The organism is Enterococcus sp. DIV1411a, assembly GCF_050531945.1.
Taxonomy (GTDB): Bacteria; Bacillota; Bacilli; order Lactobacillales; family Enterococcaceae; genus Enterococcus_B; species Enterococcus_B faecium.
The window spans coordinates 22515-48507 of the sequence record NZ_CP172892.1 but is presented as its reverse complement, the minus strand read 5'-3'; the positions used below and the strand labels follow the sequence as shown (position 1 = coordinate 48507).

Genomic DNA, 25993 nt, shown 5'->3' with positions numbered 1-25993 from the left:
TCTTACCAGCGATAGTGAGCAAACGCACGGTTGGCATCAGCCATTTTATGAGTGTCTTCACGTTTTTTAACAGAAGCACCTGTGTTGTTTGCAGCATCCATAATTTCTTTTGCTAAGCGTTCTTCCATTGTGTGTTCACCGCGCAAGCGAGCGTAGTTTACTACCCAACGAAGACCTAGAGTAACGCGGCGTTCAGGGCGAACTTCAACTGGTACTTGGTAGTTTGAACCCCCAACACGACGTGCTTTAACTTCAAGAACAGGTTGAACGTTTTTCATTGCTTGTTCAAACACTTCTAATGGATCGTTACCTGTAGATTCTTTGATCAAGTCAAAGGCATTATAGATAATGTTAGCTGCAATCCCGCGTTTTCCGTCAACCATTACACGGTTGATCAAGCGAGTTACTAATTTTGAGTTATAAATAGGATCTGGTAAAACATCACGTTTTGCAACAGGACCTTTACGTGGCATCCGTAACTCCTCCTTCCGAAATATTGTTCATAGTAATTACTTCTATATAGTAGAAGCAAGTTTCATTTGTTTAATAATTAAAATTAAGCTTTAGGTTTTTTAGTTCCGTATTTAGAACGGCTTTGTTTACGGTCGTTAACACCAGCAGTATCTAAAGCACCGCGAACGATATGGTAACGTACCCCTGGTAAGTCTTTTACACGACCACCGCGTAATAATACAACACTGTGTTCTTGTAAGTTATGACCAATCCCTGGGATATAAGCAGTAACTTCAATTAAGTTTGACAAACGAACACGTGCATATTTACGTAAAGCTGAGTTCGGTTTTTTAGGTGTCATTGTACCCACACGAGTTGCTACCCCACGTTTTTGAGGTGAGTTTACGTTAGTTTGAGTTTTCTTAAAGCTGTTATATCCTTTGTTCAAAGCAGGTGAATTAGATTTTTCCACCTTTGATTTACGAGGTTTACGTACTAATTGGTTAATTGTAGGCATTCCTTGTTTCCTCCTTCCCACGATTTGCGTCTAGTTCCACACATCCAGGTGGTTCTTTTTTTGTGATAAAAAATAAATGCAATGTCTGCATCCTTATCAAATATGCTTTGATAAACAGTCAGCACGTTTCTTCACAGAAACCTGTAGATAAAGCACCTTTGTTAGAATATCACGAATGAAAAAACATGTCAACAAGGGATGCAATTTTTTTTGAAAAAGCTTTATTGGAATAAAAAAGAATGGTATCTTTTTACCGTAAATCACGCTAAAATAGTGAGGAAAGCACGATGCTCAAACTAAAAAAAGGTGGACGCAAAGATGAATTTAAAACAATTAGCTGGCATTGAAGCCGCGAAATTCGTAAAGGACGGGATGATCGTAGGTCTCGGGACCGGTTCAACCGCCTATTATATGGTAGAAGAGATTGGTCGCCGTATGCGTGAAGAAGGTTTACGTATCACAGGAGTTACTACTTCAAATGCGACAAAAGAACAAGCGGAAAAATTAGGAATACCGTTAAAGAGTATTGATGAAGTCCCCGTAGTCGATTTGACAATAGACGGTGCTGATGAAATCAGTGCTGATTTTCAAGGGATCAAAGGCGGCGGCGCTGCTTTGCTTTTCGAGAAAATAGTCGCTACGTACTCAAAAGAAACGATTTGGATCGTTGATTCTTCTAAATTAGTCGATAAACTTGGGAAGTTCCCACTCCCAGTTGAAGTGATCCCTTATGGCTCCCAACAGCTACTTCATATTTTTGAAGAAAAAGGATTCCAACCTGTCTTGCGTACAGACGAAAACGGAGAAGTCCTAACCACAGATGGTGGTCATTACATCATTGATCTGCATCTAGAAGTCATCGAACAGCCAGAAAGCTTAGCTACCTATTTAGATGAACTTGTTGGGGTAGTAGAACATGGGCTTTTCCTAAACATGGTTTCTAAAGTAGTTGTCGGCTCAGAAAAAGGCGTTGAGATTCTTGACGCAATCCGTCGTAAATAAAGAAAAACTGCTTGATCATCCAATAAAAAAAGACAGCGGAAAATTTGCGAAAAAACTATCTTTTTGACGTACTTTATGCTACATTTTTACTGTTATATCCAGTTAGAAAATCACTGCTAGAAAGGAATCACCATGAAAATTATTGGTTATGCACGCACAACCATAAATGACGTTGATTTAACAACTCAGGTTGATCAATTATCTGACTTTGGTTGTCAAGAAATTTTCCATGAGACATATGAAGTGGAACAAAATGATTCTACTGCTGTTCATTTGGAGTCAGTGATCGCTGACATGCAACAAGGCGATGCACTAGTCATTTGCCAACTTCATCGATTAGGCAAATCTACGCGGCAATTAACAGAACTCACGCAATTATTCAAAGATCGCGGGCTGCACTTGATTAGTCTTGATGAAGGAATCGATACGCGCGAAATGGGAAAAATCTATTTCCAATTAATGGAAAACCTAGCAAACATGGAGTGCGCATTGATCAAAGAACGTACATTAGTTGGATTAGATGAAGCTCGTAAAAAAGGAAAAATCGGCGGAAGACCAAAAATCGATGCAAAAACGATCAAAAAAATCCGACGTCTCTATTATGAAAAAAAAGAAACGATCCAATTTATTTCTTCAAAATGCGGTGTTTCAGTTGGAACATGTTATAAATATATCAATTTACCTGAAAAAGAAATCAAGCAATTATGCATCTAATACCTAAAAACGAACAGTTGCGTGGGCACTGTTCGTTTTTTTATATTCTCTACTTGTTTTCTCATAGAATCTTATCTAATTTTTCGATGGAAATCTCTTCCAAAAAATTGTACAATAAAACAGAACTGAAAATTTCAGAAATATAAACCTATCTTAAAAGGAGAGCTAAACATGCCAAAATTAGTTTTTTCTCGTCACGGTCTTAGTGAATGGAATGCATTGAACCAATTTACTGGTTGGGCTGATGTAAATCTAGCACCAGAAGGAATCGAAGAAGCAAAAGAAGGCGGACGCAAAATCAAAGAAGCTGGAATCGAATTTGATGTTGCTTACACTTCTGTTTTAACTCGTGCAATCAAAACATGTAACTTGATCTTAGAATATTCAGATCAACTTTGGGTACCACAAATCAAATCATGGCGCTTAAACGAACGTCACTATGGTAAATTACAAGGTTTGAACAAAAAAGAAACAGCTGAAAAATACGGCGACGAACAAGTACACATCTGGCGTCGTTCTTACGATACTCTTCCTCCATTAATGGAAGAAACTGACGAAGGTTCTGCAGCAAATGACCGTCGTTACGCAATGTTAGACAAACGCGATATTCCTGGTGGAGAAAACTTGAAAGTGACATTAGAACGCGCTTTGCCATTCTGGCAAGATGAAATTGCTCCAGCATTACTAGACAACAAAACTGTTTTAGTAGCTGCACATGGTAACTCATTACGCGCCCTAGCTAAACATATCGAAGGTATCTCTGACGAAGACATCATGGATCTTGAAATTCCAACAGGTCAACCACTTGTTTATGAATTAAATGATGACTTAACAGTTGCTAAAAAATACTACCTATAAAAAACACTATAAAAAAGGGACTGTGACACGATTTGTCACAGTCCCTTTTTTCGTATAAACGGTGTTCTCCTGCCAACTTCTCGGTCACAAGTCACAATATTCATCAAACATGAAAAGCTGTTTTTTGAAATTGTTCCTTGTGACTCAGAGTTAAACGGCAGATTCACAACCTCTTGGTAAACGGTGTTCAAAAGCTTACATTTGCAATAATAAGTCCAGCCAAGTCAAAAACATGAGGAGCTATTTTTGCTTGGATGTTCTTATTACTTAATGCAGGGCAGCTTTTTCATTTCCTTCTTATTCTGCTATCGCTGTTTCCAATCCTACTTCGATCATTTCATTGAACGTAGATTGACGTTCTGCAGCTGTTGTTTCTTCACCGGTGATCAAATGGTCGCTAACAGTCATCAAACTTAATGTCTGCACATGGTATTTCGCGCCTAAGTAATAAAGAGCCGCTGCTTCCATTTCCACTCCTAAAACGCCAAGTTCAGCTAATTGGAATGTCTCTGTCAAATCATCTTTGTAGAAAGAATCTTCCGAAAGAACATTTCCTACATGAACCGTATAGCCCTTTTCTTTAGCTATCTCATATGCTTTCAGTAATAGATTGAAATCACTAATTGGAGGAAAATGAAAGGCTTGGAAATTTTTTTCGATCATCGAAGAACTGGTCGCTGCACCTTGTGCTAGTACTAAATCACGAACATGGACGTCTTTTGACAATGCACCGCATGTACCTACTCGAATCAATTTCTTTACACCATACGACTGGATCAATTCATGGGCATAGATGGTGGCTGATGGCATTCCCATTCCTGTTCCTTGAACAGAAATACGTTCTCCTTTATATTTGCCGGTAAAGCCTAACATACCGCGTACCTGATTGTAACAAACTGGATCTTCCAAAAAAGTCTCCGCAATATATTTAGCTCGCAAAGGATCTCCCGGAAGTAAAATCTTATCGGCGATCTCGCCTTCTTTCGCTTCAATATGCACACTCATTTTATTGTTCCTCCTATTACAATAATGTCAATGTTTCTTTAACCAATGCTTTAAAAGATTGTTTGACTCTCTGAGTTGTTTCTACAACTTCTTCATGGCTCAGATTCGCTTGCATACCTGCTGCTAAGTTGGTAATACAAGAGATTCCTAACACTTTTAATCCGCTGTGAGCTGCTACGATGACTTCTGGAACAGTCGACATCCCTACTGCATCGGCTCCTATTGTCCGAGACATTCGGATCTCCGCAGGCGTTTCATAAGTTGGTCCAGAATAGCCCATATATACGCCTTCTTTAAGATCCAAACCTAGTTTTTCTGCTGCTGCTTTTGCTGTTGCTTGATAGTCAGGCGTATAAGCTTGACTCATATCTGGAAATCTAGGGCCCATTGCATCTTCATTCGGACCGATCAAAGGATTTTCACCAGTAAAATTGATATGATCGGTAATCAGCATCAAATCTCCTGGTACAAATGATTCGTTGACACCACCACATGCATTAGTCACAATGACTGAATGGGCTCCTAGCCCGGCCATCACACGTACTGGATAGGTCACTGTTTGCATGGAATGACCTTCATAGTAGTGGAATCTCCCTTGCATGGCTAACACTTTCTTGCCTGCCAGAGACCCATAAACTAGCTTTCCTGCATGCCCAACTACTGTCGAAACAGGAAAGAACGGGATCTCATCATAAGAAATCATTACAGCATCTTCGATTTCATCTGCTAATTCACCTAATCCTGAACCTAGAATCAAACCAAAATCAATTTCTTTTACTCCTTTATCAAGGATAAACTGGGTCGTTTCTTGTAACATCTCGCTTAACTTGGTCATTTGCTTTCTCCTATTTAAAAAGATTATTTTAATAATTTCAAGAAGCTTTCGCCATTTTCAGTCGAAGAAACACTAAAGTTCTCAGCAATCGTTGCTGAAATATCTGAATAATATCCTTGAGGCAATGCCCCTTGTTCTTTCATTTTTTTACTGTAAACCAATAACGGTACATATTCTCGCGTATGATCGGTACCAGTAAACGTCGGATCGTTTCCGTGATCGGCTGTAATCATTAGCAAGTCGTCTTCTTCCATCGCTTCAAGCAATTCTGGAATTCGTAAGTCAAATTCTTCAATCGCATGCGCATAGCCGACTACATCCCGACGATGACCGTATAATGCATCAAAATCTACTAAATTGGTAAAGCTGATTCCTGAAAAATCGTTTTTCATAACTTTCAGTAGCTGGTCAACGCCATCCATATTGCTTTTCGTGCGGACAGATTCAGTGATTCCTTGTCCGTTGAAAATATCGTTGATCTTTCCAACAGCAATCACGTCCTTTCCTGCTTCTTTCAAAGAATCAAGGACTGTGTGTCCGAATGGATTCAACGCATAATCATGGCGATTGCTTGTTCGTGTGAAGTCTCCTGGTTCACCCACGTACGGACGTGCAATGATTCGGCCAATCATATACGGATCATCTTTTGTTATATCACGAACGAATTGGCAAATCCGATATAATTCTTCTAAAGGAATGATTTCTTCATGTGCCGCGATCTGAAGGACAGGATCGGCAGAAGTATATACAATTAAATCGCCTGTTTTCATTTGGTGTTCACCGTAATCGTCAATAACAGCTGTTCCGCTATAAGGTTTGTTACATACGACTTTACGGCCAGAAAATTCTTCGATTTGTTTGATCAGATCATCAGGGAATCCGTTCGGAAACACACGAAATGGAGTTTTGATATTCAATCCCATGATTTCCCAGTGGCCTGTCATCGTATCTTTCCCTACAGAAACTTCTTCTAATTTCGTCGCATAGCCTTGATGATCTTTCACTGATTCCACACCTTCAAGAGGACGGATCGTTCCTAAACCAAGCTGCTCTAAATGTGGAACGTTCAATCCTGCTTCTTTCGCAATGTGTCCTAATGTATCAGAACCAACATCACCGAACTTATCGGCATCTGGTGCTTCTCCAATTCCTACTGAATCCATGACGATCAGATGTACGCGTTTAAACATGATTATTCCTTCTTTCTTTTTATTTTTATTGCCTTTAAAACAAAAAGGGCGAGACGAAAAACACTTCCCGTAACCCACCCTTTTTATTCGCTAAAAGATTATTTTGATTTGATATAGTTCTTCCCGTTTGCTTTTGGACCAGAAGCTTTCCCTAAGAAAACAACCAGCACAATGATTGTCAGCAAATATGGAGCAATTTGCAGCAATACTGGCGGAATCGAAGAAATAACTGGTAATTGTGCGCCAATGATACTCAAGCTTTGAGCAAAACCAAAGAACAATGAGGCACCCATTGCCCCTAAAGGATTCCACTTACCAAAGATCATAGCAGCCATGGAGATGAACCCTTGTCCAACGATCGTACCAGCTGAAAAGTTACCGGAAATCGACTGAGCAAAAACAGCACCGCCCATACCGCCTAACAAGCCAGAAATCAGTACGCCTGAATAACGCATAGCATATACATTGATACCTAATGTGTCGGCAGCTTGAGGATTTTCACCAACTGAACGGAGGCGCAAGCCGAATTTCGTCTTGAAGATGATCACCCAAGCTAGGACAGCAATCAAAATAGCACAATAAGCAGGTAAGAATGTATTTTTAAAGAAAATTGGTCCAATGACCGGAATATCTGCTAATCCTGGGAAAGAAAAATACCCCAGATTCTGCGTGATGTTATCAGTTTGACCTTTACCATACCATGCTTTGATCAAGAAAACACCTAAAGCAGGTGCCATCAGATTAATTACTGTCCCGCTGATGATATGGTCAGCACGCAAACTGACTGTTGCTACTGCGTGAATCAGAGAAAATAGGATACCTACGACGCCACCCACTAAAATAGCGATCCATGGTGTCATAGAACCAAGTGATGGACTCATCGTCAAGTTGAAAACGATGGAACTAAAAGCACCCATGACCATGATTCCCTCTAGCCCTACGTTTACGATCCCGCTTCGTTCAGAAAAAGTTCCGCCTAGTGACGTTAGAATTAGCGGTGTTGAATAAACCAGTGTAGAAGTAAGGATCAAGGCAATTAATTCGATAGTCGACATTATAGTTCGCCCCCTTCATGGTTTTGATTCGTTGGTTTCGATTCGATTGTCGCAACGATCTCTTCTTGTTTTTTCCCTTGGAAGACTTTAGCCATGACGAAACGAATCAGGAAGTTGATCCCGACAAAGAAGATAATCAAAGCAATCGATACATTGACGATCTCAAACGGAACACCTGCTCCTGTCTGCATGCCAAGTCCACCGATCTTCAAAATACTGAACAAGATCGCTGATAAAAGAATACCGATTGCTGATCCAGAACCAAGCAAGGAGACAGCCATTCCGTCAAATCCAATAGATAGCGAAGTCGTTTGAACAAAGAAGTTTTGATACGTTCCTAATCCTTCAACCACACCGCCAAGCCCTGCCAAAGCGCCAGAAATGACCATCGACAAAACGATCGTACGTTTACTACTCATTCCTGCATACTCAGAAGCAAAAGGATTCAATCCAACAGAACGGATTTCAAATCCTAAAGTCGTTTTCTTCATCAGCAGCCAAACGAAAATAAGCGCGATGATTGCTAAAAACAAACCTGAGTTTACGCGAGAGCCGCCAAAAGCTTGTGTTAACCATGGTAACCGCAGTGAGGCATTTTGACTGATCATATTGGAAGAGTCCAAACTTGAGCGATAGCTTTCAGGCATCACTTCATGTAAAGCAAATGTGCTTACGTATAATAAGATATAGTTCATCATGATTGTTACGATCACTTCACTTGTTCCAAAAAATGCTCGAAGTAAACCTGGAACAGCCGCTGCCATCGCACCAGCTAAGGCACCTAAGATCACGCATAACGGAAGCAAAACAACTTTTGGCAGATCTGGAAACGCAAGTGCCACCCAGACACTGACGATCCACCCGCAAAGTGCTTGTCCAGAAAGCCCAATATTGAAAAACCCAGCTGAGTTAGCTACAGAAAAACCTAATGCTGTAAAAATCAACGGCGTTGCTTGCCTTAACGTTTCACCTATCCCTCTTTGCGAACCAAGGGCTGCATCTAGCATAGAAGAATAACCTTGGATGGGCTGAAAACCAAAAGCAGCCATCAATATCGCGCCTAAGATCAATCCTAAAACAACTGAAAGTACAGGCACTAATAAATTACGGAATTTTTCGCTGCGATCATTCATGTGCGCCAGCCCCCTTTTCTAACTCTTTTCGTGCTTCTTCTAAGGTATAGCCCGCCATCAATAGACCTAATTCATTTTCAGATGTTTCTTTCGGATCAACGATACCGACAATTTCTCCTTCATGGATAACAGCAATACGATCCGAAACATTTAAAATTTCTTCTAATTCGAAACTGATCAGTAACACTGCTTTGTATTTGTCCCTTTGTTCGATCAGACGTTTATGAATAAATTCGATCGCACCTACATCCAGTCCACGAGTTGGATTTGCAACAATCAACAGATCAGGATCTCGGTCGACTTCACGAGCGATAATTGCTTTTTGCTGATTTCCGCCTGATAAAGCTTTTGCGGGAACAAGTTCATTCGTTGTTCGAACATCATATTCTTCGATCAATTCTCTGGCATGTTCATTCATTACTGAATAATTCAGCATGCCGTTTTTACTGTAAGGTTTTTGATGATAGGTTTGTAGTGCGATATTTTCAGATAATGTCATATCTAGGACTAACCCGTATTTATGACGGTCTTCTGGCACGTGTCCTACACCATGTTCAGTGATTTTTCGGGGTTTTTTATTAGTGATGTCTTCCCCTTTTAGCTTGATATGTCCGCTTTCTGCCTTTCGCAAACCAGTCAAAGCTTGGATCAACTCCGACTGCCCGTTTCCATCGATTCCAGCGATACCAAGTACTTCGCCAGCACGAACCTCTAAGTTCAAGTTTTTCACGGCTTCTAATCCACGATTTTCTTTCACCACTAGATTTTCAATAGACAAAACGACTTCTTGAGGCTTCGCTTCTTTTTTCATCGTTTTGAATGAAACCGTTCTTCCAACCATCATATCGGCTAATTGTTGTGAGGTTACGTCTTTAACGTTGACTGTACCGATTCCTTTTCCACGGCGGATAACTGTACAGCGGTCAGCTACTGCTTTGATTTCATCTAACTTATGCGTAATCAAAATGATCGACTTGCCTTCTTTGACTAATTCCTTCATGATCACGATTAATTCATCAATTTCTTGAGGGGTCAATACAGCTGTCGGCTCATCAAAAATCAGTACATCTGCTCCTCGGTAAAGTGTTTTTAAAATTTCTACCCGTTGTTCCATCCCAACTGAAATATCACGAACGTAAGCATCTGGGTTGACTGACAATCCATACTGTTCAGAAACTTTTTGGATCTCTTTTCGTGCTTTTTTATGGTCAAGCATCCCTGCGCGACTAGGCTCGCTTCCCAACACGATGTTTTCTGTTACAGTAAAGGCATCAACAAGCATAAAGTGCTGATGGACCATCCCAATCCCTAATTGGTTGGCTTTGGTCGGACTTGTGATCTTTACTTCTTTCCCACGCATCAAAATTTTCCCTGATGTCGGCTCTAATAATCCGGAAAGCACGTTCATCAATGTAGATTTGCCAGCACCGTTTTCTCCAAGCAACGCATGAATTTCTCCTGCCTTTACTTGTAAATTGATGTTGTCATTTGCCTTGAATGTTCCAAATTCTTTGGTAATATTCTGCATTTCTATGACAATATTTTCTTGAACCACCTTTTTTTCACATCCTAACGATTTCTATCTAGGGCAACGATTGACTAAGATTCACGCTTAGTGAGCGTTCTTCTTTTGAAACAAACATTACTTCAGGGAGTTGTTCCCTTATCCAAACTGTCACAAGGCAGCTTGGATAAATGAACAATTCTTGTTCTAATCAAACCATAGCCTTGTCAAACATGTGTCTAACAAGGCTATAGAAATGGTTTTAGTTTTCTTCAGGAGTTTCTGGAACTTTTACGTCACCTGAAATGATTTTTTCTTTTGCTTCATCAACTGCTTTTTTTGCTTCGTCAGAAAGTTGTCCTTCTGTTAGACCAACACCGTCTTCTTTCAATCCATAAACAGTGTGTTCGCCGCCAGGGAATTTACCGTCCGCTGATTTTTGTGCCAAATCTTCTACTACTGTTCCAACTGCTTTCAGTGTAGATGTCAATGTGAAGTTTTTCTTTTCGCCGTTTAATGTGTATTCGCCTTCGTCTGATTGGTCGCGGTCAACACCGATAACCCATACTTTTTTGTCGCCTGATTCGTTCAATGATTTTGCTTCTTGGAATACACCGTTACCTGTACCGCCTGAAGCATGGAAGATGATATCTGCGTTTTGTGCATACATACCTTGAGCAATTGAACGTCCTTTATCTGGAGCAGAGAAGTCACCAGCATATTGATTCAATACTTTGATTTCTTTTCCTAATTCTTTCGCACCTGCATCAACACCGGCTTTGAATCCAGCATCAAAACGATCGATTACTTCACCTTTTACACCGCCGATAAAGCCGACTACGTTTGTTTCAGTCGTATAAGCTGCTGCAACACCTGCAAGATAAGAAGCTTCGTTGTCTTTGAAAGTTGCAGATACAACGTTATCTAATCCATCGATGACATCATCGATAATAACAAAGTTCGTACCTGTATTGTTTGTTGCTTGTTCTTGGATCGCTGGTTTTAGTTTATAACCAATACCAAAAATCGTTTTGAATCCAGCATTCAATGCTTGGTCAATATTTGGGATGTAATCTGATTCATTTGAAGATTGGAAATATTGGAAGCCATCATTTCCTCGTGAAAGTCCTTGATCTTTCCCCCATTTTTCTAGTCCTTCCCAAGCTGACTGGTTGAATGAACGGTCGTCTACACCACCTGTGTCTGTGATCAATGCTGCAGTTGTTGTGTCTGATGAGCTTTTGCCACCGGATGAATCAGTAGAACCGTTGTTGCCGCATGCACCTAAAAATAACCCTGCTGCTAGTGCGACAGCACCTAAACCAAATAATTTTGCTTTTTTCATTTCTGTAAAGCCTCCTAAAATAATTGTTTTATTTTTCAACAGTCAGCTGACTGAATGAACATGAGTTATAGATCTTTTTCAGTAAATGCATAAGGCAGCAGTTCACGAACGGTCGTTGCCTTCGTCACACCATTATCTCCTACTAGCGTAACCGGCATATCAGGGGAACAGAATTCTGCCATTACTTGTCGACATGCACCACAAGGAGAGATAGGATCGGGGGTGTGCCCCGCTACGACTAGATGCGTAAATGTTTTTTCTCCTTCAGATACTGCTTTGAAAAAAGCTGTGCGCTCGGCACAATTCGTTAATCCAAATGATGCATTCTCAATGTTGATGCCTTGATAAATCTTGCCTGATTCCGTTACGAGACAAGCGCCTACCGGAAAATGGGAATAAGGAACATAGGCTTTATCTAACGCTTCAATAGCTGTGTTGATCCATTCTTGTTTGAGTTCTGCCATGAGCTTCTCCTTTGAAAAAATTAATAGCCTTCACCAGTTGAACCAGATACGATTGCTACTCCTGCGCTTGTTCCGATTCTTGTAGCACCAGCTTCGATCATTGCCATTGCTTCTTCTTCGTTATGGATACCGCCGGAAGCTTTGACACCCATTTCTGGTCCTACAGTTTCACGCATCAAACGGACATCCTCTACCTTTGCTCCGCCTGTTGAGAAACCAGTTGATGTTTTGACAAAATCAGCGCCTGCAGCTTTTGCTATTTCGCAAGCTCGGATGATTTCTTCTCTATCTAATAACGATGTTTCAATAATAACTTTGACAAGCGCACGATCTTTTGCTGCTTCAACAACTGCTTCGATATCTTTTTGGACTTGTTGATCATCCTTTGATTTCAAAGCACCGATATTGATGACCATATCGACTTCATCTGCACCGTTATTGATGGCATCTGTTGTTTCAAATGCTTTTGTCTCGGGTGTGTTTGCTCCTAGAGGAAACCCGATTACTGTACATACGGCTACTGGCTCACCTTGTAATTGTTCTTTCGCTAGCGCAACCCATGCTGGATTGATGCAGACAGAATAAAAATGGTATTTTTTTGCTTCTTCGATAATTTGCATCACAGCTTCTTTAGATGCGTCTGCTTTCAAAATAGTATGGTCGATCATTCGGTTTAGTTCCATTTCTTTTCCCCTTTTCTTTAAAACGGTAAAGTCCGCTTTTTTCCTTTATTCTGTGATGATGTCATGAATCAACGTTGGCTTCATTGCCGATTCACCAATTTCAATATTTTTATATAATAATTCAATGACAGAAGTGATTTCTTCGTCGTTACTATAGATCGTCAATAGTGACTCACCTTTTGTCACAGTGTCACCAATTTTTTTATGCAGTTTCAATCCAACAGCGTGATCAATATCTTCTTCTTTGGTTTTACGCCCAGCACCTAGCATCATTGCAGCAATTCCTAATTCATTTGCCACGATTTTTGACACAACTCCGCTTTGTTTAGCAGGAAGCTCCATTGTGTAGCGTGCAGTCAAAATTCGTTCTGGATGTTCCACGATCGCTGGGTCTCCCCCTTGATTTTGGATCATTTCTTTGAATTTTGCTAACGCTTTACCTGATTCCAGAGCTTCTTGAAGCAACGTTCTTGCTTCATCGGTTGTCTTAGCTTTGCCAGCAAGAACAACCATTTGGCTTCCTAAGGCGTAGCACATTTCTACTAGATCTTCTGGACCATTTCCTTGTAATGTTTCGATTGCCTCGACAACTTCTAGACTATTTCCGATAGCTTCGCCAAGAGGTTCTGACATATCTGAGATAACCGCCACTGTTTCTCGGTTAGCCAGTTTCCCAATGCTCGTCATGGTCTTTGCCAGACGTCTTGCATCTTCGATGTTCTTCATGAAAGCACCGTCTCCAGTGGTCACATCCAAAACGATTGCATCTGCTCCTGCCGCGATTTTTTTACTCATAATCGAACTGGCAATCAGCGGAAGAGAATCAACGGTCGCTGTGACGTCACGCAAGGCATACAATTTTTTGTCCGCCGGTGCCAAGTTTCCTGATTGACCAATTACCGCTACTTTACTTTCATTAACAATGCGTACAAATTCTTCATCCGAAAGCTCGATCTGAAATCCGGGAATTGCTTCTAGCTTGTCTAGTGTACCACCTGTGTAACCTAGACCGCGTCCAGACATTTTAGCCACTGTCACTCCGACACTAGCTACTAGGGGGGCTAAAATCAATGTGGTCGTGTCACCAACGCCACCTGTCGAATGCTTATCTACCTTTATTCCTTCAAGAGAACTCAAATCGATGACATCACCAGAATTAGCAATCGCCAATGTTAAGTTCGTGATTTCTTCATTTGTCATGTCTTGATAAAAAATTGCCATCAATAATGCACTGACTTGATAATCTGGAATCTTTCCATTCGTATAGTTCGTGACGATGTACTCGATTTCCTCTTTCGACAGCTCGTTTCCATCCCTCTTTTTTTCAATCAGATCCACCATTCGCATTGCCTGATCCTCCTTGTCTTCATTCGGTATTATACATTATTTTTAGGAAAGGTAAACCACTTTAGTAAACTGGTTTACTAAAAATAAAAAAAGCACTAACTCGCCTTTGTAAATGCTTACATAAGCAATATACCGCCGAGTTAGCCCTTTGTCAATACTTTTACGCTCTCACGAATAATTAATTTTGTTTCGAACACTTTGTTCGGAACTTTTCTTTGAGGAAATTCGATCGTATCGATCAGGAAACGTGCAGCATAAAATCCAATATCAAAACTTGGCTGCTGCACTGTCGTCAATTGCGGAATCATGTATTCTGACAGCTTTAATCCATCGAATCCTATGACTGAGATATCTTCTGGGATTTTTTTGCCCAATTCATCGATCGCCTGATAGCATCCGATCGCCATGGCATCATTCCCGCAAAAAATAGCCGTGATATCTTTATGTTTGAGTAATTTTTTTGATGCAGTATATCCACCTTGGACAGTCAACTCTCCATGTTCAACAAATTTCCCATTAAAAGGCAGGCCATGATCTTTCAGCGCATGACGATATCCGTTGAAACGTTCTTCTAATTGATAGTATCCAGTGGTTTCCTTCAGCATGCCGATCTTCGTATGGCCATTTTCAATAAACAGCGAAACAGCTTGATAGGCGCCCTCATATTCCTTTACGATAAGCCGTCCGTTATCCCGACGATTCAATCCGCGATCGATTAAAATGATTGGCATTTTTTGATAAAATCCGCTGTCTAATGCGTATTTCTCAGGTAAAATATTTGGTGTGGCCAGCAAGATTCCGTCCACTGAGCGGTGGGAAAGCTCTTGTAAATACTTGATCTCATTTTCTTGGCTATGACGAGAATTGCATAACATGATCACATAGCCCAAAGGATTCAAATAGCTCTCTACACCTTCGATCAGTTTGGAGAAGAAGAAATCAGTGACATCAGGGACGATCATTCCGATGGTCTTTGAATGTCGATTGATCACATTTGAAGCGAAATAATCGGGCTTATAATGATGTTCATTCACGATCGACAACACTTTTTTCCTTGTCTTATCACTAAATCTGCTTCCTTTGTTATTCAAAATCTGTGAGACAGTTGTTACTGATACGCCTGCCATTTCTGCGATATCTCTGATGGTCAGCTTCATCCTATTGGCTCCCTTCTATCTAAATTCCCTATCAGTGTACCAAAACCCCCAAGAAAAGAATAGAGAAAAAAGGAAAGTATGTTTTTTGATAAAAATCTCCTTTATCTACCGACTTGGCAGCCTTCTATACAAGTTCTGTATCTTATTTATTTTATCGTAAAAAAACATGATTCTGATTCTGCTACTTCTTTTTTAAGAAAAGATAGTTCCTTGATTAAAAAAGTCATCAATAAAAAAAGAACTGATGCGTACCATATATGTAATATGTACGCCCAGTTCCACTCTTTCGTCGCTCCACTATTTTTCAGCTAGTTATTCTTTCACACTTTTGATGATATAATATCCTTTATCTTTTGTGACGATTTCTGCATTGCCAAATGTTTCTTCCATTTTCTTTTGCGCACTCGGCGCTCCTTGTTTCTTCTGGATCACAATTGTCAGTGTACCGCCCTTCTTCAACCGATGATATGCGCCTGTCAAAATTTCATGTACAACTTTTTTTCCAGCACGGATCGGCGGATTGCTTACGATAGCTGCATAGGTTTCTTCATGAACTGCTTCATAGATATTCGATTGATGGATATCAACATGTTCGATTTGGTTACGCTTTGCGTTTCCTTGCGCTAGACTTACCGCTCGTTCATTAATGTCGACCATTTCAACAAACCGCTGTGTCGCAAATGCCAAAGCTAACCCAATCGGTCCATACCCGCATCCCACATCTAAGATCTTTCCTTCATCAGGTAACTCTTCCCAATCGAAAGCATCAATCAGGACACGTGAACCATAATCCACTGTTTCACGTGAAAATACACCAGAATCTGTTACAAATTGAAAGGTTCTGCCTTTTAACTCAAAAGCCCATTGTTCAAAATCGTGCGCCGTATCTGGGCGTTCAGAATAGTAATGATTTGTCATGTCTTCCATCCTTCTCATTTCTTTCATGACAACAGTCTATCCTTTTATGTATCCGTGCGCAAGTCAAGAATAAGACTCCGTTTCTTTCTATTATAAAGATTATACAAAAAGATCGGCAATCTCTCTTAAGTGGTGGGGTTTGCGTTTATTTTGTGTTAAAATAGTTCCATTGATGGGAGAACGCAGGAGGCTAATATGAATGATCCAATGAACTACTACCGTGTGGCAAGAGAAGAATGGCGAGAATTTTATCGTAATGGGCAAGCACCTTTGACACAAGATGAACTAGATAATATCAAAAGTTTGAATGACCGCATTTCCATGCAGGATGTTCGAGATATCTATGTACCTCTTGCTCATCTGATTTATCTTTATATGAAAGAATTTGAATCTTTGTTCTTGAGTAAAGGTTTATTTCTTCATAAATACGTAGAAGTACCGCCTTTTATTATCGGGATCGCCGGAAGTGTAGCCGTTGGAAAAAGTACAACAGCCAGACTGCTGCAGACGATTTTGTCTCGTACCTTCAAACGAAGAAACGTTCAGCTGATCACGACTGACGGATTTCTTTATCCAAATCGTATATTAAAAGAGCGTGGAATCATGGACCGTAAAGGATTTCCTGAAAGTTATGATATGGAGATGCTGATCGATTTCTTGAACCGTGTAAAATCTGGTCAGGAAGAGATAAAAGTACCTGTTTACTCACATGATGTGTATGATATCATTCCAGACAAGTACGAATTGATCCAGCAACCTGATATCTTGATCGTTGAGGGGATCAATACGCTTCAATTACCTGCGAATCAGCAAATCTACGTCAGCGACTTTTTTGATTTTTCTGTCTATGTCGATGCTGATTCCTTGCTGATCGAAAAATGGTATTTGGATCGTTTTGGTGCGTTACTGGATACGGCTTTCCAAAATCCAGAGAATTATTATTATCGTTTTGCTATCGGAGATCGTGAAGAAGCCTTTAAAATGGCAAAAGATGTATGGAAAAATGTGAATTTGAAAAATTTACAGGAATATATCTTGCCTACACGAGGAAGAGCCGATATAATTCTCCATAAAACTGAAAATCATATCATCGATTCGATTTTCATGCGAAAATATTAGCATTTTAAAATAGTTTGACTATTTTGAGATAAAATTTAAAGGGATAGGGGTAATAAATTTGACAAACGTTGCCGATATGACGAACGTTGAAAAGATTATCGTATTAGACTACGGTAGTCAGTATAACCAATTGATCACAAGACGTATTCGTGATCTTGGAGTCTTTTCCGAATTATTGAGCCACCGCATTACTGCAGAAGAAGTAAAAGCGATGAATCCAAAGGGAATCATTCTTTCTGGCGGACCAAACAGTGTATATGATGAGAATGCATTTGGGATCGATCCTGAGATCTTCAATTTAGGTATTCCTGTATTAGGGATTTGCTATGGTATGCAATTGATCACGTACAAACTTGGCGGTTCCGTAGAGCCTGCTAAAAACCGCGAATATGGGAAAGCCTTGTTAGAAGTAACAAGCGATCAAGCTGTCTTGTTTAAAGAAACACCAAAACAACAAACAGTATGGATGAGCCATGGTGACTTGGTAACTAAAGTTCCTGAAGGCTTTGAAACAGTCGGAACAAGCAAAGATTGTCCGATTGCTTCTATCCAAGACACAACACGTAATTTTTATGGTATCCAATTCCATGCAGAAGTACGTCATTCCGAATACGGAATCGAATTGCTGCGCCACTTTGCCTTTGATGTTTGTCACTGTGAAGGTAACTGGACAATGGATAACTTTATCGATATGCAAGTAGAAAAAATCCGTGAACAAGTTGGTGACAAAAAAGTCTTGCTTGGTCTTTCAGGTGGCGTTGATTCTAGTGTCGTTGGGGTTCTTTTACAAAAAGCGATCGGTGACCAATTGACATCTATCTTTGTTGACCACGGTCTGCTACGCAAAGGCGAAGCGGAACAAGTAATGGAAAGTCTAGGCGGAAAATTCGGCTTGAACATCATCAAAGTCGATGCAAGAGATCGCTTCTTAGACAAGTTGAAAGGTGTATCTGACCCAGAACAAAAACGTAAAATCATTGGGAATGAATTCGTATATGTTTTTGATGATGAAGCAACAAAACTTGCTGGTGAAGAAGGCGTCTCTTTCTTAGCACAAGGAACGTTGTATACTGACGTTATCGAATCTGGTACAGAAACAGCACAAACGATCAAATCTCACCATAATGTAGGTGGACTGCCAGAAGATATGCAATTTGAATTGATCGAACCATTAAACACATTATTCAAAGACGAAGTCCGTGAATTAGGGACTCAGTTAGGCATGCCTGATTCAATCGTTTGGCGTCAGCCATTCCCTGGTCCTGGTCTTGGTATTCGTGTTCTTGGCGAAATCACTGAAGACAAGCTAGAAATCGTACGCGAATCTGATGCTATCTTGCGTGAAGAAATCGCAGCTGCTGGACTTGACCGTGATATCTGGCAATATTTCACTGTTCTTCCAGGGATCCGCTCTGTCGGTGTTATGGGTGACGGACGTACTTACGACTACACAGTCGGTATCCGTGCTGTAACTTCAATCGACGGAATGACCGCTGACTTTGCCCGTATCCCATGGGAAGTCTTGCAAAAAATCTCTGTACGTATCGTAAACGAAGTAGCCCACGTCAACCGTATCGTGTATGACATCACTTCTAAACCACCAGCAACAGTGGAGTGGGAATAATAAAAGAAACCGTGAATCCTTTGATAATCAAGGGATTCGCGGTTCTTTTTTTATTTTTGTAACCAACCTTCTATCGTGACAGAATGGAACTAAAAATGTTTCCAAAACGAACAAAGGTGTTAAAAGGTAAAGTGATCAATACTACTGGTCAAAATAAGAGGTTGAAAGGGAATTGAAAAATAACTACAGATAATACTTTTATAAACATACGTGCTTTGTGGTTCTGTAGTTAACTATATAACTGGAATTAGGGAATGGTATCAAATTGAAAAGAAAGATTCTACCAATTTATCATATGTTAAAAATGGAAAATCAACAGCAGTTCTTTCGGAAACCTTACACAAAAACCGATTATTGAAAATAGCCGAAAAACGTTTTTCGGCTATTTTTTTAATTAAGTTTCCTTCTTCTTACCTTTTCCCACTATTCCGTTTCACATCTTTGATGATCTTCAGCGCACGTTTTCGTGTTTTGATATTTGGACTTTTCAAGCGGCGGTATGCACTTGAGATATCTGTTTTTTCCATATGGACGACCCACTTTCTTCTTTGATTGTAGTCATGCTAAAAAACACAAATCGAAACAATTGCGATTTGTGTTTTAAATGGTATCAAAAGTTAAAAAGAAAGTCAACTTGTTAAAACAGTCGATCAGACTAGCTGATTGACTCCTATCTCTAGAAATAAATTTTCATTATTACGTTTTAGCTACCTAAAAAAGGCCCTCTTGTCCGTTAACTTTAATATCTATTGTTATAGCTAGTTTACCTATTGAACGTACTGTTTGTTCGATAGAACACTAAAAAAGAGGCTGGGACAGAAGCGTTTAACTCCAAGAAATAAGAAGAAATTCACGAAAATTGCTTTTCAAATTTTTGTGAATTTCTTCTTATTTCCGAAGGAGTTGCTTCTGCTTCCGCCGTTTATACGTGTTTAGAGCGTGAGACAAAAGTGTTCTTTACTTTTGTCCCACGCTCTTTTAAACTATTTCGAAGTACTAAACTACTAAACTTATGAAGTAAGAATACCTAAGCCAGAGCCAATGTGCTCGCCTGCAAGCAATTGCTTTTTTGCTTGTCGCTGTAAACTCGTACTTTCTGGATAATCATGTATTTGGGCATCTACTCGTCCAAAGATCCAAGGGACTCCACTATCGTCCTGTTTATCAACTGATAATAATCGATAATCGGCTGCAAAAAGACAGATTTTTGACTCTTTTTTCAACCATTTAGTAAGATTGGGTGATAGTAACCAAGTATCTGTGTACATCACTTGGTAATGGTAATCAGGAAAATAAAGTTCAAAAAAACGAATGGCACTTTCGTAACTATCTCTTATCTTATTCTGAGATAAATCTGCATCGGAAGGAATATGAAGAGAAAGGCACTGCTTTCCTTCTAATCTTAGATCCGTGTACCCTTTCGGAAAATATGTCATTTCGTACTCCAATTCACCAATCCGAAAGATCAAGCCACTAGTGTAATGCCAAATCCAAAAACCACGGTCAAAGCGATAGCTTCCTGTTACTTGGAAATGTTCATGAATAAATCTAGTAAAAGCATTCATTGTTGCCAAATAGATAGTTCTTGGAATCTTCAATGGTTGATAAATTTTTTTCCAACTTTGAGAAGCTGCATATAGATAAATAGCTAATGCTGCAAAAGGTTCCTCTTCATAGACTTTGTCTATTTTCTTTGCAGTCGCCTTTGCTTTATTAGGATCCATTAGTTCATGACTATATTGCTCAAACACCTCATCAAGGATGTTTTTTGCTTGTACAATCATTTGCTCTATAACGACTTTGGGAAGAGTTAAATTTTCTGCCAGAATTTGGATTTCATTGCTTATTTTCTTCATCAAATTTCCCCTTTTCATATCTTTGAACCTCATTGTTTAAATGACTGATTATCCGGACACCATATGGTATAAACATACTTTTATTGTACACTAACTATAAAACTTAAACTTTCTATGAAGAAAGAATATCTGTAAGACTTTCAAGGAAAGCATTGACCATCTCAGGAAAGTTTATTCAGTTACCATCATAAACAAAATTTTTTGATAGAATAAATATAAAATTTTTTTGAAAGTTCCTTTCCACATTTTTGTGTGAATTTGACTTAATGCTGAGAATCTGGCTTTTGAACACCTTGAATTAGAGGTTGTAACAAAAATCTTGTCATAACCTCTTTTGGCACATATATTTGTCCTTCTATTCTAATTTTTGACGAACAACCGTTAAATAATGTTGCAAACCAACCGTCATTACCCACGCAACACCTAAACCGATGAAACTTCCTATGACGATCCCTAAAAAACGATATTCGATCAAAGAAATCAAGTATGCTCCACGAATAAGTGTAGATAGCATCAACGCCATCGGATTAAGAAAAATATTAGCAACTGCATAATTTCTAGCAACTAGAAATTGTGCGATTCCATATAGAAAAGTGATCAGAAAAATGGTCTGCAACTGCGTAAACGGCACAAATGACAAGAATGCCGACACACATAACCCACCCATCGATCCAATCAGATATTGGACTTGTCGATGCTTCATCGCATCCAAGTTTTCTGCTAGCAAAATCGATGCACATGACAAGGTCAACCAATAAGGATTATGCAGATTCAAGCCGTGACTGACATAAACGGAAAGAAATAAGGCAGCGCTGTAGAAAACAGAATCAATGATCACTAAAGGCTCTTCGTGAAATCTTTCTTTTAAAGTTGCTTTTTCAATTGTCTGCTCAGGCCGTGAATCCAGTAGTTTTGTAATCACTGCCGCAATCAGGGCAAAAACGACACCCATAAAAAAATAAAGCGAGACGATCGGTAATTGAGCGATTGGCAGCTGCATGCTCGTTCCCATGGCAGAAAGCATCGCAAAAAACAAGCCACCTGGTTTAGAGATATGGAATAATCGCAACACAAATCTGCTGGAAAAAGCAACCAAAGCTACGGCAAATGGTTCAAGCCATAAAACATAAGTCGATAAGATCCCCAAAACGAAAGCAACCAACAGTCCGCAACCGATCAGAAACATACGTTTCAGCAAATATTTCATCGGTATGTTTTGATAATAGAAAAAAGTAAAGATCCCTAATGATGAAAAACTTGAAATCAAAAAATCATGATTTATGTAACCTAACCATAATACAATAAAGATAAGTAGCATCAGATTCATGATACGAAAAGGATTATCTTGTATTTTATTGAAACGAAAATAAGTCTTGAACAATCTATCCCTCCTTCCTAGTAATTGGAAAAAAAGCTGAACCAAGATGAAATGCCAATCCCGTTTGTCAGCATTACCTAGTATAACAACTATTTCTTGATTTTTCATAAACTTAGTATCAAAAAGTAAACAACTTGGAGAAATTAGAACAAAAAACGAACATTCCGAGTCGTTTTGACAGAAAAAAGATAGCAACTTTTCCAAGCAACTCGCTATCTTAGCTTTGTTAAAGAAACCGGATTCCCAACAAAAAAAAAGCTTCTAATTTTCGTACGATAACTACGTTGGTCCTTAAACTTCATACTTTTTTATGATTTTTCAACGGTTTTCGATGGTATACTTTTTAAATGGAGGAGATGTCTATGCGGTATGTATCAAAATTTTTATTAGGGATTTATTTATTCTTTCTATTATGGTTGATTTTATTCAAGCTATCATTTAATCTTCCACAATTCCTCACTTATTCTTACAGCAATGTCAATCTCGTCCCTTTTTCTACTTTTTCTTTTGAAAATACGACGGTATTACGTGAGACCACTTATAACTTGATTGTCTTTTTTCCTTTTGGGGTGCTTTTGAATGTCAATTTCAAGAGACTTTCTTTTTCTAAAAAATTAGGGATTATTTTCCTTGTAAGCTTCTTGGCAGAATTGATTCAATTCCTATTCGGTATTGGCGTAGCGGATATCACTGATGTAATTACTAATACAACAGGAGGACTGATAGGTTTATGGGCCTATCAGCTTCTAAACAAACATCTATCGACAAATAAGTTAGACCGTCTAGCCATTATTTTGGGATACATTTTATTCTTATTTCTGATCGTAGCTTTTTTATTTTTGACCCGAACTGTCCGTCTTCAATAAAATCGTTCGTAAAAAAAGACCGTAATAGACACATTCCAATGTGTATCTATGACGGTCTTTTTATTCAGTCATTGGTTTAAAAAAATCTATTTTCATCTCTAATCTACTATATTATTGCAGCAGGACGACTTGCAGTTTGAAACTGACAGGCTATATTCCCCTTATTTAACAAAAAGGGTTTTTTTTAGCTTAAAGGCTTAAAATCTTAACATTCTCCCTAGTCAATATCTCAATCTAGAAAGGAATTCCGTCTTAATTTATACCCTACTCAGGTATATTATTTTTCTATAAAAAGCTTGTTTTATAAGTAATTACTTTATATTTTCTATGGTTTTTCTCCTTATTTAGGCTCCCTTTTCCTTGATTCTGCCAGTATATTCTGGCTGATCCTACTTTTTGAAGGCATTTCAAAGGAAAAAAACAGTAGTTTTTAGAAGTAGTAGAGAAATCTGAGACACGGTATTTTCTGTGTCGTTATTTTTTAAGTATAAAATAACAAAAATATAAAATGAGATGCGTTATTTTTTTTATTCCAAAAACCACACCGTTTTATACTGTTTGAAAACACGTTAATATTTATTCATTTCTGTTGTATATCTCCTATCAAAAGAAATCTATACGCCCTTCTTTGACTAGTTTTTTATTTTTATCTCTTACGAAGTTATCCACTGTGGAAAAACTAACTATCTATTTTTCGATACACTTTTCTAAAAATTAAATTTTCCACAAATAAAAACACGTTTACAACAGAATCATACTGCTGTAAACATGCTTTTCTTAAATAGATAGAACATCATATTACATAAAGATGTTTATTTTTTTATTGCTGTGAATAATGTCAAAAATCCTACGACACCAACTACTGTCCAAGTCAAATGACCTTGATCCAAATAAATAAGCATCGTGACAAAACTAGTAATCAGTCCTACACGAATTCTTTTTTGATCCATCTGCATCCCTCTTTGAATACTAGTATCACTCGGATATTTGATCGTTTATTTATTTTTTCTATATTTTTCTCTTAAATTTTAAACGCGGATCATTTTACCGATATTGTGATTCGATGGTACGACTTGGGATGATCCAAGCAGCTAGAATCACGATGTTTGCGATCAGCACGGCTACGGGCGCTACTAAATACCCTAAGACAATTCCTAACACATTCAAGCCAATCGATAAATACGATTTCTTGTAATTATTCAACATCGCCTTCAATGCTTTCTCGTGGCCTTTATTTGCTTTGACAAGTTCTTTTGCCAAGATATAATACGCAATATTAGCGGTCAAGGTAACAAAACCATAAGTCATTTCTGGAGCCAGGCTATTGATGTACTCACTGATCCATGAAGTTGCAAACGGAAAAAGCGAAAGCGCAAAAACAAAGAAACTGTTCGCCCATAAGACCCGTCCATTTATCTTATGTACAACTTGAAATAAATGATGATGATTGTTCCAATAAATCGCTAAAATGATAAAACTGACAATATAGATAAAAAATCGGTAACCTAATGCAGCGAGCGCCTCCCACGTATCTCCGTTAGGTTCATGAAGTTCTAAAACTAAAATAGTCATGATAATCGCGATTACAGCATCTGTAAATGCTTCAAGACGATTTTTAGGCATGATATTCTCCTCCTTTTCCGCTCTATTTTAGATGATAAACCAGAGAAAAAGCAATTGTTTGATCATTTAAGTAGATGAAGTAAAAATCAGTCTTCAGTTGGAGGTGTTTTTAAACAATCCCTGTTATACTTTTTCTATAGTAAAGAATGAACAAGAGGAGGGTTTTGTATGCGTCAAAAAAATATGTTCTTAAATATCTTCATGGTTCTTTTAGTGCTAATTGCAGCTAGCTTCGTCATCAGTCTTTTTGTCAGTGTCCTAAGCGGGCTTTTATGGTTTGCGGTCAAAGTTCTAATCCCAATCGCACTTATCATCTGGCTTGTTCGCTGGATCAAAGGAAATACACATAGAAAAAACTATTATTAATGTATGATACCATTCACTTCATTATGATATAACTTACTAAAAAAATAGGGTCGCGATATAAGTTCGCGGCCCTATTTGATATATCATATATATTTTTTTATTTATCCTAATGCCACATCCAAAATCATCATAATGATAAATCCACTCATGACGCCAAAAACTGCAAAATGACGTTTGCTGGACAATGTCTGCTGTGCTTCGGGGATCAATTCTTCCACCACGACATAAATCATTGCTCCTGCGGCAAAAGCAAGTGCATAAGGAAGCAGCAGCTCCACTTTCGTTACTAGTAGCGCTCCAATCACTCCAGCAATTGGTTCAACGATTCCAGAAGCTTGTCCGTAAACAAAGGCCTTTTTACGACTCAGACCTTCTTGTCGCAACGGGATTGATACAGCTGCTCCTTCTGGGAAGTTTTGGATACCAATACCTAGCGCCACCGAAACAGCGGCTAATATAGCGGCTGTCGGATTATCCGCAGTTGCTGCTGCACCGAATGCTACCCCCACGGCTAAACCTTCAGGAATGTTATGCAATGTAATAGAAAAAACAAGCAAGATCGTCCGTTTTAAATGGGTAGGCAATCCTTCTGCTTCATGTTGTGGTCCAAAATGCATATGGGGCAGTGTTTTATCTGCCATATATAAAAACACACCGCCTAAACCAAACCCAATACTTACAACTAGCCAAGCAATATCTCCATTTTCTTCTGCTTTTGTAATAGCCGGATCTAACAAAGACCAAAAACTTGCAGCAATCATGACACCAGAAGCAAATCCTAACATCAAGTTTAGCACTTCTTTTTTGATTTCTTTAAAGAAAAAAACCAACCCGGCACCAAGAGCTGTCATAAAATAAGTAAAAGCTGTCCCAGCAAGTGCTTGCTGCCAAGGTTCAAGTCTCAATAGCCATTCAACCATGCCATTCCCCTCTCTTGAATCTATCTATGTACTACTCTAGCATATTCCCAAAAACATGACT

27 protein-coding genes are annotated in these 25993 nt (G+C 39.0%); 7 read left to right on the top strand and 20 right to left on the bottom strand.

Annotation, left to right across the window (positions count from 1 at the left end; genetic code table 11):
• Positions 1-2 precede the first annotated feature (2 nt).
• Positions 3-473 (bottom strand): 30S ribosomal protein S7, encoded by a 471-nt coding sequence (rpsG, locus tag IGJ87_RS00220; RefSeq protein ID WP_002290440.1) that lies wholly within the window; start codon positions 471-473, stop codon positions 3-5.
• A gap of 83 nt (positions 474-556) precedes the next feature.
• Positions 557-970 carry a 30S ribosomal protein S12 gene (rpsL, locus tag IGJ87_RS00215; RefSeq protein ID WP_002294318.1) on the bottom strand — a complete coding sequence of 138 codons (414 nt, stop codon included), beginning with the start codon at positions 968-970 and terminating at the stop codon, positions 557-559.
• 318 nt (positions 971-1288) lie between these two features.
• On the opposite strand from rpsL, the gene rpiA reads away from it, so the two are divergent.
• The 3 genes from rpiA (at position 1289) to gpmA (ending at position 3544) form a co-directional block, all read left to right on the top strand.
• The gene (rpiA, locus tag IGJ87_RS00210) at positions 1289-1972 is read left to right on the top strand and encodes a ribose-5-phosphate isomerase RpiA (protein WP_002294319.1); all 684 of its coding nucleotides are present in this window, start codon (positions 1289-1291) and stop codon (positions 1970-1972) included.
• 132 nt (positions 1973-2104) lie between these two features.
• Positions 2105-2686, top strand: a complete 582-nt coding sequence (locus tag IGJ87_RS00205; protein WP_104889182.1) for a recombinase family protein — start codon at positions 2105-2107, stop codon at positions 2684-2686.
• Positions 2687-2857: 171 nt separating this feature from the next.
• Complete coding sequence (gene gpmA / locus IGJ87_RS00200) at positions 2858-3544, top strand: 2,3-diphosphoglycerate-dependent phosphoglycerate mutase (RefSeq protein ID WP_002294321.1); 687 nt, start codon at positions 2858-2860, stop codon at positions 3542-3544.
• A gap of 297 nt (positions 3545-3841) precedes the next feature.
• Here the strand turns inward: gpmA and deoD are convergent, their stop codons facing one another.
• From deoD to IGJ87_RS00140, 12 genes are all read right to left on the bottom strand, one after another.
• On the bottom strand, positions 3842-4549 hold the full coding sequence (deoD, locus tag IGJ87_RS00195) for a purine-nucleoside phosphorylase (RefSeq protein WP_002289197.1): 708 nt from the start codon (positions 4547-4549) through the stop codon (positions 3842-3844).
• A gap of 16 nt (positions 4550-4565) precedes the next feature.
• Positions 4566-5384 carry a purine-nucleoside phosphorylase gene (locus IGJ87_RS00190; RefSeq protein ID WP_002289198.1) on the bottom strand — a complete coding sequence of 273 codons (819 nt, stop codon included), beginning with the start codon at positions 5382-5384 and terminating at the stop codon, positions 4566-4568.
• A gap of 23 nt (positions 5385-5407) precedes the next feature.
• Positions 5408-6574, bottom strand: coding sequence for a phosphopentomutase (gene deoB / locus IGJ87_RS00185; RefSeq protein ID WP_002289199.1), 1167 nt, complete (start codon positions 6572-6574; stop codon positions 5408-5410).
• A gap of 98 nt (positions 6575-6672) precedes the next feature.
• Positions 6673-7629, bottom strand: coding sequence for an ABC transporter permease (locus tag IGJ87_RS00180; RefSeq protein ID WP_002289200.1), 957 nt, complete (start codon positions 7627-7629; stop codon positions 6673-6675).
• Complete coding sequence (locus IGJ87_RS00175; RefSeq protein WP_002289201.1) at positions 7629-8762, bottom strand: ABC transporter permease; 1134 nt, start codon at positions 8760-8762, stop codon at positions 7629-7631. Before IGJ87_RS00175 ends, IGJ87_RS00180 begins: the two co-directional genes overlap by 1 nt.
• The gene (locus tag IGJ87_RS00170) at positions 8755-10317 is read right to left on the bottom strand and encodes an ABC transporter ATP-binding protein (RefSeq protein WP_002289202.1); all 1563 of its coding nucleotides are present in this window, start codon (positions 10315-10317) and stop codon (positions 8755-8757) included. The genes IGJ87_RS00175 and IGJ87_RS00170 overlap by 8 nt, the downstream gene beginning before the upstream one ends.
• 211 nt (positions 10318-10528) lie before the next feature.
• Positions 10529-11611, bottom strand: a complete 1083-nt coding sequence (locus tag IGJ87_RS00165; RefSeq protein WP_002289203.1) for a BMP family lipoprotein — start codon at positions 11609-11611, stop codon at positions 10529-10531.
• A gap of 65 nt (positions 11612-11676) precedes the next feature.
• Complete coding sequence (locus IGJ87_RS00160) at positions 11677-12075, bottom strand: cytidine deaminase (RefSeq protein ID WP_002298572.1); 399 nt, start codon at positions 12073-12075, stop codon at positions 11677-11679.
• A 20-nt stretch (positions 12076-12095) separates the two neighbouring features.
• A complete protein-coding gene (gene deoC / locus IGJ87_RS00155) occupies positions 12096-12758 on the bottom strand; it encodes a deoxyribose-phosphate aldolase (RefSeq protein ID WP_002289206.1) in 663 nt (220 codons plus the stop codon).
• A gap of 45 nt (positions 12759-12803) precedes the next feature.
• Positions 12804-14105 carry a pyrimidine-nucleoside phosphorylase gene (locus IGJ87_RS00150; RefSeq protein WP_002289207.1) on the bottom strand — a complete coding sequence of 434 codons (1302 nt, stop codon included), beginning with the start codon at positions 14103-14105 and terminating at the stop codon, positions 12804-12806.
• 140 nt (positions 14106-14245) lie between these two features.
• Positions 14246-15262 (bottom strand): LacI family DNA-binding transcriptional regulator, encoded by a 1017-nt coding sequence (locus IGJ87_RS00145; RefSeq protein ID WP_002294322.1) that lies wholly within the window; start codon positions 15260-15262, stop codon positions 14246-14248.
• Positions 15263-15574: 312 nt separating this feature from the next.
• The gene (locus IGJ87_RS00140; protein WP_002325169.1) at positions 15575-16180 is read right to left on the bottom strand and encodes a class I SAM-dependent methyltransferase; all 606 of its coding nucleotides are present in this window, start codon (positions 16178-16180) and stop codon (positions 15575-15577) included.
• Between the two features lie 195 nt (positions 16181-16375).
• Between IGJ87_RS00140 and coaA the strand changes: the two genes are divergently transcribed.
• Entirely contained in the window at positions 16376-17299 is a 924-nt protein-coding gene (coaA, locus tag IGJ87_RS00135; RefSeq protein ID WP_002301036.1) for a type I pantothenate kinase, read from the top strand.
• Between the two features lie 58 nt (positions 17300-17357).
• Entirely contained in the window at positions 17358-18923 is a 1566-nt protein-coding gene (gene guaA / locus IGJ87_RS00130) for a glutamine-hydrolyzing GMP synthase (protein WP_002298578.1), read from the top strand.
• A 410-nt stretch (positions 18924-19333) separates the two neighbouring features.
• Here the strand turns inward: guaA and IGJ87_RS00125 are convergent, their stop codons facing one another.
• The 3 genes from IGJ87_RS00125 to IGJ87_RS00115 all read right to left on the bottom strand — a co-directional run bounded on the left by IGJ87_RS00125 (position 19334) and on the right by IGJ87_RS00115 (position 22160).
• On the bottom strand, positions 19334-19450 hold the full coding sequence (locus tag IGJ87_RS00125) for a putative metal homeostasis protein (protein WP_002288644.1): 117 nt from the start codon (positions 19448-19450) through the stop codon (positions 19334-19336).
• Between the two features lie 483 nt (positions 19451-19933).
• On the bottom strand, positions 19934-20812 hold the full coding sequence (locus tag IGJ87_RS00120; RefSeq protein ID WP_104889183.1) for an acyltransferase domain-containing protein: 879 nt from the start codon (positions 20810-20812) through the stop codon (positions 19934-19936).
• Between the two features lie 322 nt (positions 20813-21134).
• A complete protein-coding gene (locus IGJ87_RS00115; RefSeq protein WP_002288649.1) occupies positions 21135-22160 on the bottom strand; it encodes an FUSC family protein in 1026 nt (341 codons plus the stop codon).
• 359 nt (positions 22161-22519) lie between these two features.
• Here IGJ87_RS00115 and IGJ87_RS00110 point away from each other — a divergent pair, with 359 nt between their 5' ends.
• Positions 22520-23023, top strand: coding sequence for a VanZ family protein (locus tag IGJ87_RS00110; protein ID WP_002301042.1), 504 nt, complete (start codon positions 22520-22522; stop codon positions 23021-23023).
• An 812-nt stretch (positions 23024-23835) separates the two neighbouring features.
• Here the strand turns inward: IGJ87_RS00110 and IGJ87_RS00105 are convergent.
• Positions 23836-23973, bottom strand: a complete 138-nt coding sequence (locus tag IGJ87_RS00105; RefSeq protein ID WP_002327574.1) for a hypothetical protein — start codon at positions 23971-23973, stop codon at positions 23836-23838.
• 94 nt (positions 23974-24067) lie between these two features.
• The gene (locus IGJ87_RS00100; RefSeq protein WP_002288651.1) at positions 24068-24646 is read right to left on the bottom strand and encodes a TMEM175 family protein; all 579 of its coding nucleotides are present in this window, start codon (positions 24644-24646) and stop codon (positions 24068-24070) included.
• A gap of 168 nt (positions 24647-24814) precedes the next feature.
• Here IGJ87_RS00100 and IGJ87_RS00095 point away from each other — a divergent pair, with 168 nt between their 5' ends.
• Complete coding sequence (locus IGJ87_RS00095) at positions 24815-25012, top strand: hypothetical protein (RefSeq protein ID WP_002294340.1); 198 nt, start codon at positions 24815-24817, stop codon at positions 25010-25012.
• Positions 25013-25113: 101 nt separating this feature from the next.
• Here the strand turns inward: IGJ87_RS00095 and IGJ87_RS00090 are convergent, their stop codons facing one another.
• Positions 25114-25932: a ZIP family metal transporter gene (locus tag IGJ87_RS00090; RefSeq protein ID WP_002294342.1), complete on the bottom strand. Its 819-nt coding sequence runs from the start codon at positions 25930-25932 to the stop codon at positions 25114-25116.
• Between the last annotated feature and the right edge of the window lie 61 nt (positions 25933-25993).

Excerpts from the sequence above, each read along its gene's own strand:
- IGJ87_RS00145 (WP_002294322.1), bottom strand. The coding sequence starts at position 15,262 with ATGAAGCTGACCATCAGAGATATCGCAGAAATGGCAGGCGTATCAGTA.
- IGJ87_RS00095 (WP_002294340.1), top strand. The coding sequence starts at position 24,815 with ATGCGTCAAAAAAATATGTTCTTAAATATCTTCATGGTTCTTTTAGTG.
- deoD (WP_002289197.1), bottom strand. The coding sequence starts at position 4,549 with ATGAGTGTGCATATTGAAGCGAAAGAAGGCGAGATCGCCGATAAGATT.
- rpsG (WP_002290440.1), bottom strand. The coding sequence starts at position 473 with ATGCCACGTAAAGGTCCTGTTGCAAAACGTGATGTTTTACCAGATCCT.
- IGJ87_RS00180 (WP_002289200.1), bottom strand. The coding sequence starts at position 7,629 with ATGTCGACTATCGAATTAATTGCCTTGATCCTTACTTCTACACTGGTT.
- IGJ87_RS00150 (WP_002289207.1), bottom strand. The coding sequence starts at position 14,105 with ATGCGAATGGTGGATCTGATTGAAAAAAAGAGGGATGGAAACGAGCTG.
- IGJ87_RS00090 (WP_002294342.1), bottom strand. The coding sequence starts at position 25,932 with ATGGTTGAATGGCTATTGAGACTTGAACCTTGGCAGCAAGCACTTGCT.
- IGJ87_RS00140 (WP_002325169.1), bottom strand. The coding sequence starts at position 16,180 with ATGACAAATCATTACTATTCTGAACGCCCAGATACGGCGCACGATTTT.
- IGJ87_RS00100 (WP_002288651.1), bottom strand. The coding sequence starts at position 24,646 with ATGCCTAAAAATCGTCTTGAAGCATTTACAGATGCTGTAATCGCGATT.
- deoC (WP_002289206.1), bottom strand. The coding sequence starts at position 12,758 with ATGGAACTAAACCGAATGATCGACCATACTATTTTGAAAGCAGACGCA.
- IGJ87_RS00205 (WP_104889182.1), top strand. The coding sequence starts at position 2,105 with ATGAAAATTATTGGTTATGCACGCACAACCATAAATGACGTTGATTTA.
- deoB (WP_002289199.1), bottom strand. The coding sequence starts at position 6,574 with ATGTTTAAACGCGTACATCTGATCGTCATGGATTCAGTAGGAATTGGA.
- gpmA (WP_002294321.1), top strand. The coding sequence starts at position 2,858 with ATGCCAAAATTAGTTTTTTCTCGTCACGGTCTTAGTGAATGGAATGCA.
- coaA (WP_002301036.1), top strand. The coding sequence starts at position 16,376 with ATGAATGATCCAATGAACTACTACCGTGTGGCAAGAGAAGAATGGCGA.
- rpiA (WP_002294319.1), top strand. The coding sequence starts at position 1,289 with ATGAATTTAAAACAATTAGCTGGCATTGAAGCCGCGAAATTCGTAAAG.
- IGJ87_RS00105 (WP_002327574.1), bottom strand. The coding sequence starts at position 23,973 with ATGGATCAAAAAAGAATTCGTGTAGGACTGATTACTAGTTTTGTCACG.
- IGJ87_RS00125 (WP_002288644.1), bottom strand. The coding sequence starts at position 19,450 with ATGGAAAAAACAGATATCTCAAGTGCATACCGCCGCTTGAAAAGTCCA.
- IGJ87_RS00175 (WP_002289201.1), bottom strand. The coding sequence starts at position 8,762 with ATGAATGATCGCAGCGAAAAATTCCGTAATTTATTAGTGCCTGTACTT.
- rpsL (WP_002294318.1), bottom strand. The coding sequence starts at position 970 with ATGCCTACAATTAACCAATTAGTACGTAAACCTCGTAAATCAAAGGTG.
- IGJ87_RS00160 (WP_002298572.1), bottom strand. The coding sequence starts at position 12,075 with ATGGCAGAACTCAAACAAGAATGGATCAACACAGCTATTGAAGCGTTA.
- IGJ87_RS00120 (WP_104889183.1), bottom strand. The coding sequence starts at position 20,812 with ATGAGGTTCAAAGATATGAAAAGGGGAAATTTGATGAAGAAAATAAGC.
- IGJ87_RS00190 (WP_002289198.1), bottom strand. The coding sequence starts at position 5,384 with ATGACCAAGTTAAGCGAGATGTTACAAGAAACGACCCAGTTTATCCTT.
- IGJ87_RS00110 (WP_002301042.1), top strand. The coding sequence starts at position 22,520 with ATGCGGTATGTATCAAAATTTTTATTAGGGATTTATTTATTCTTTCTA.
- IGJ87_RS00165 (WP_002289203.1), bottom strand. The coding sequence starts at position 11,611 with ATGAAAAAAGCAAAATTATTTGGTTTAGGTGCTGTCGCACTAGCAGCA.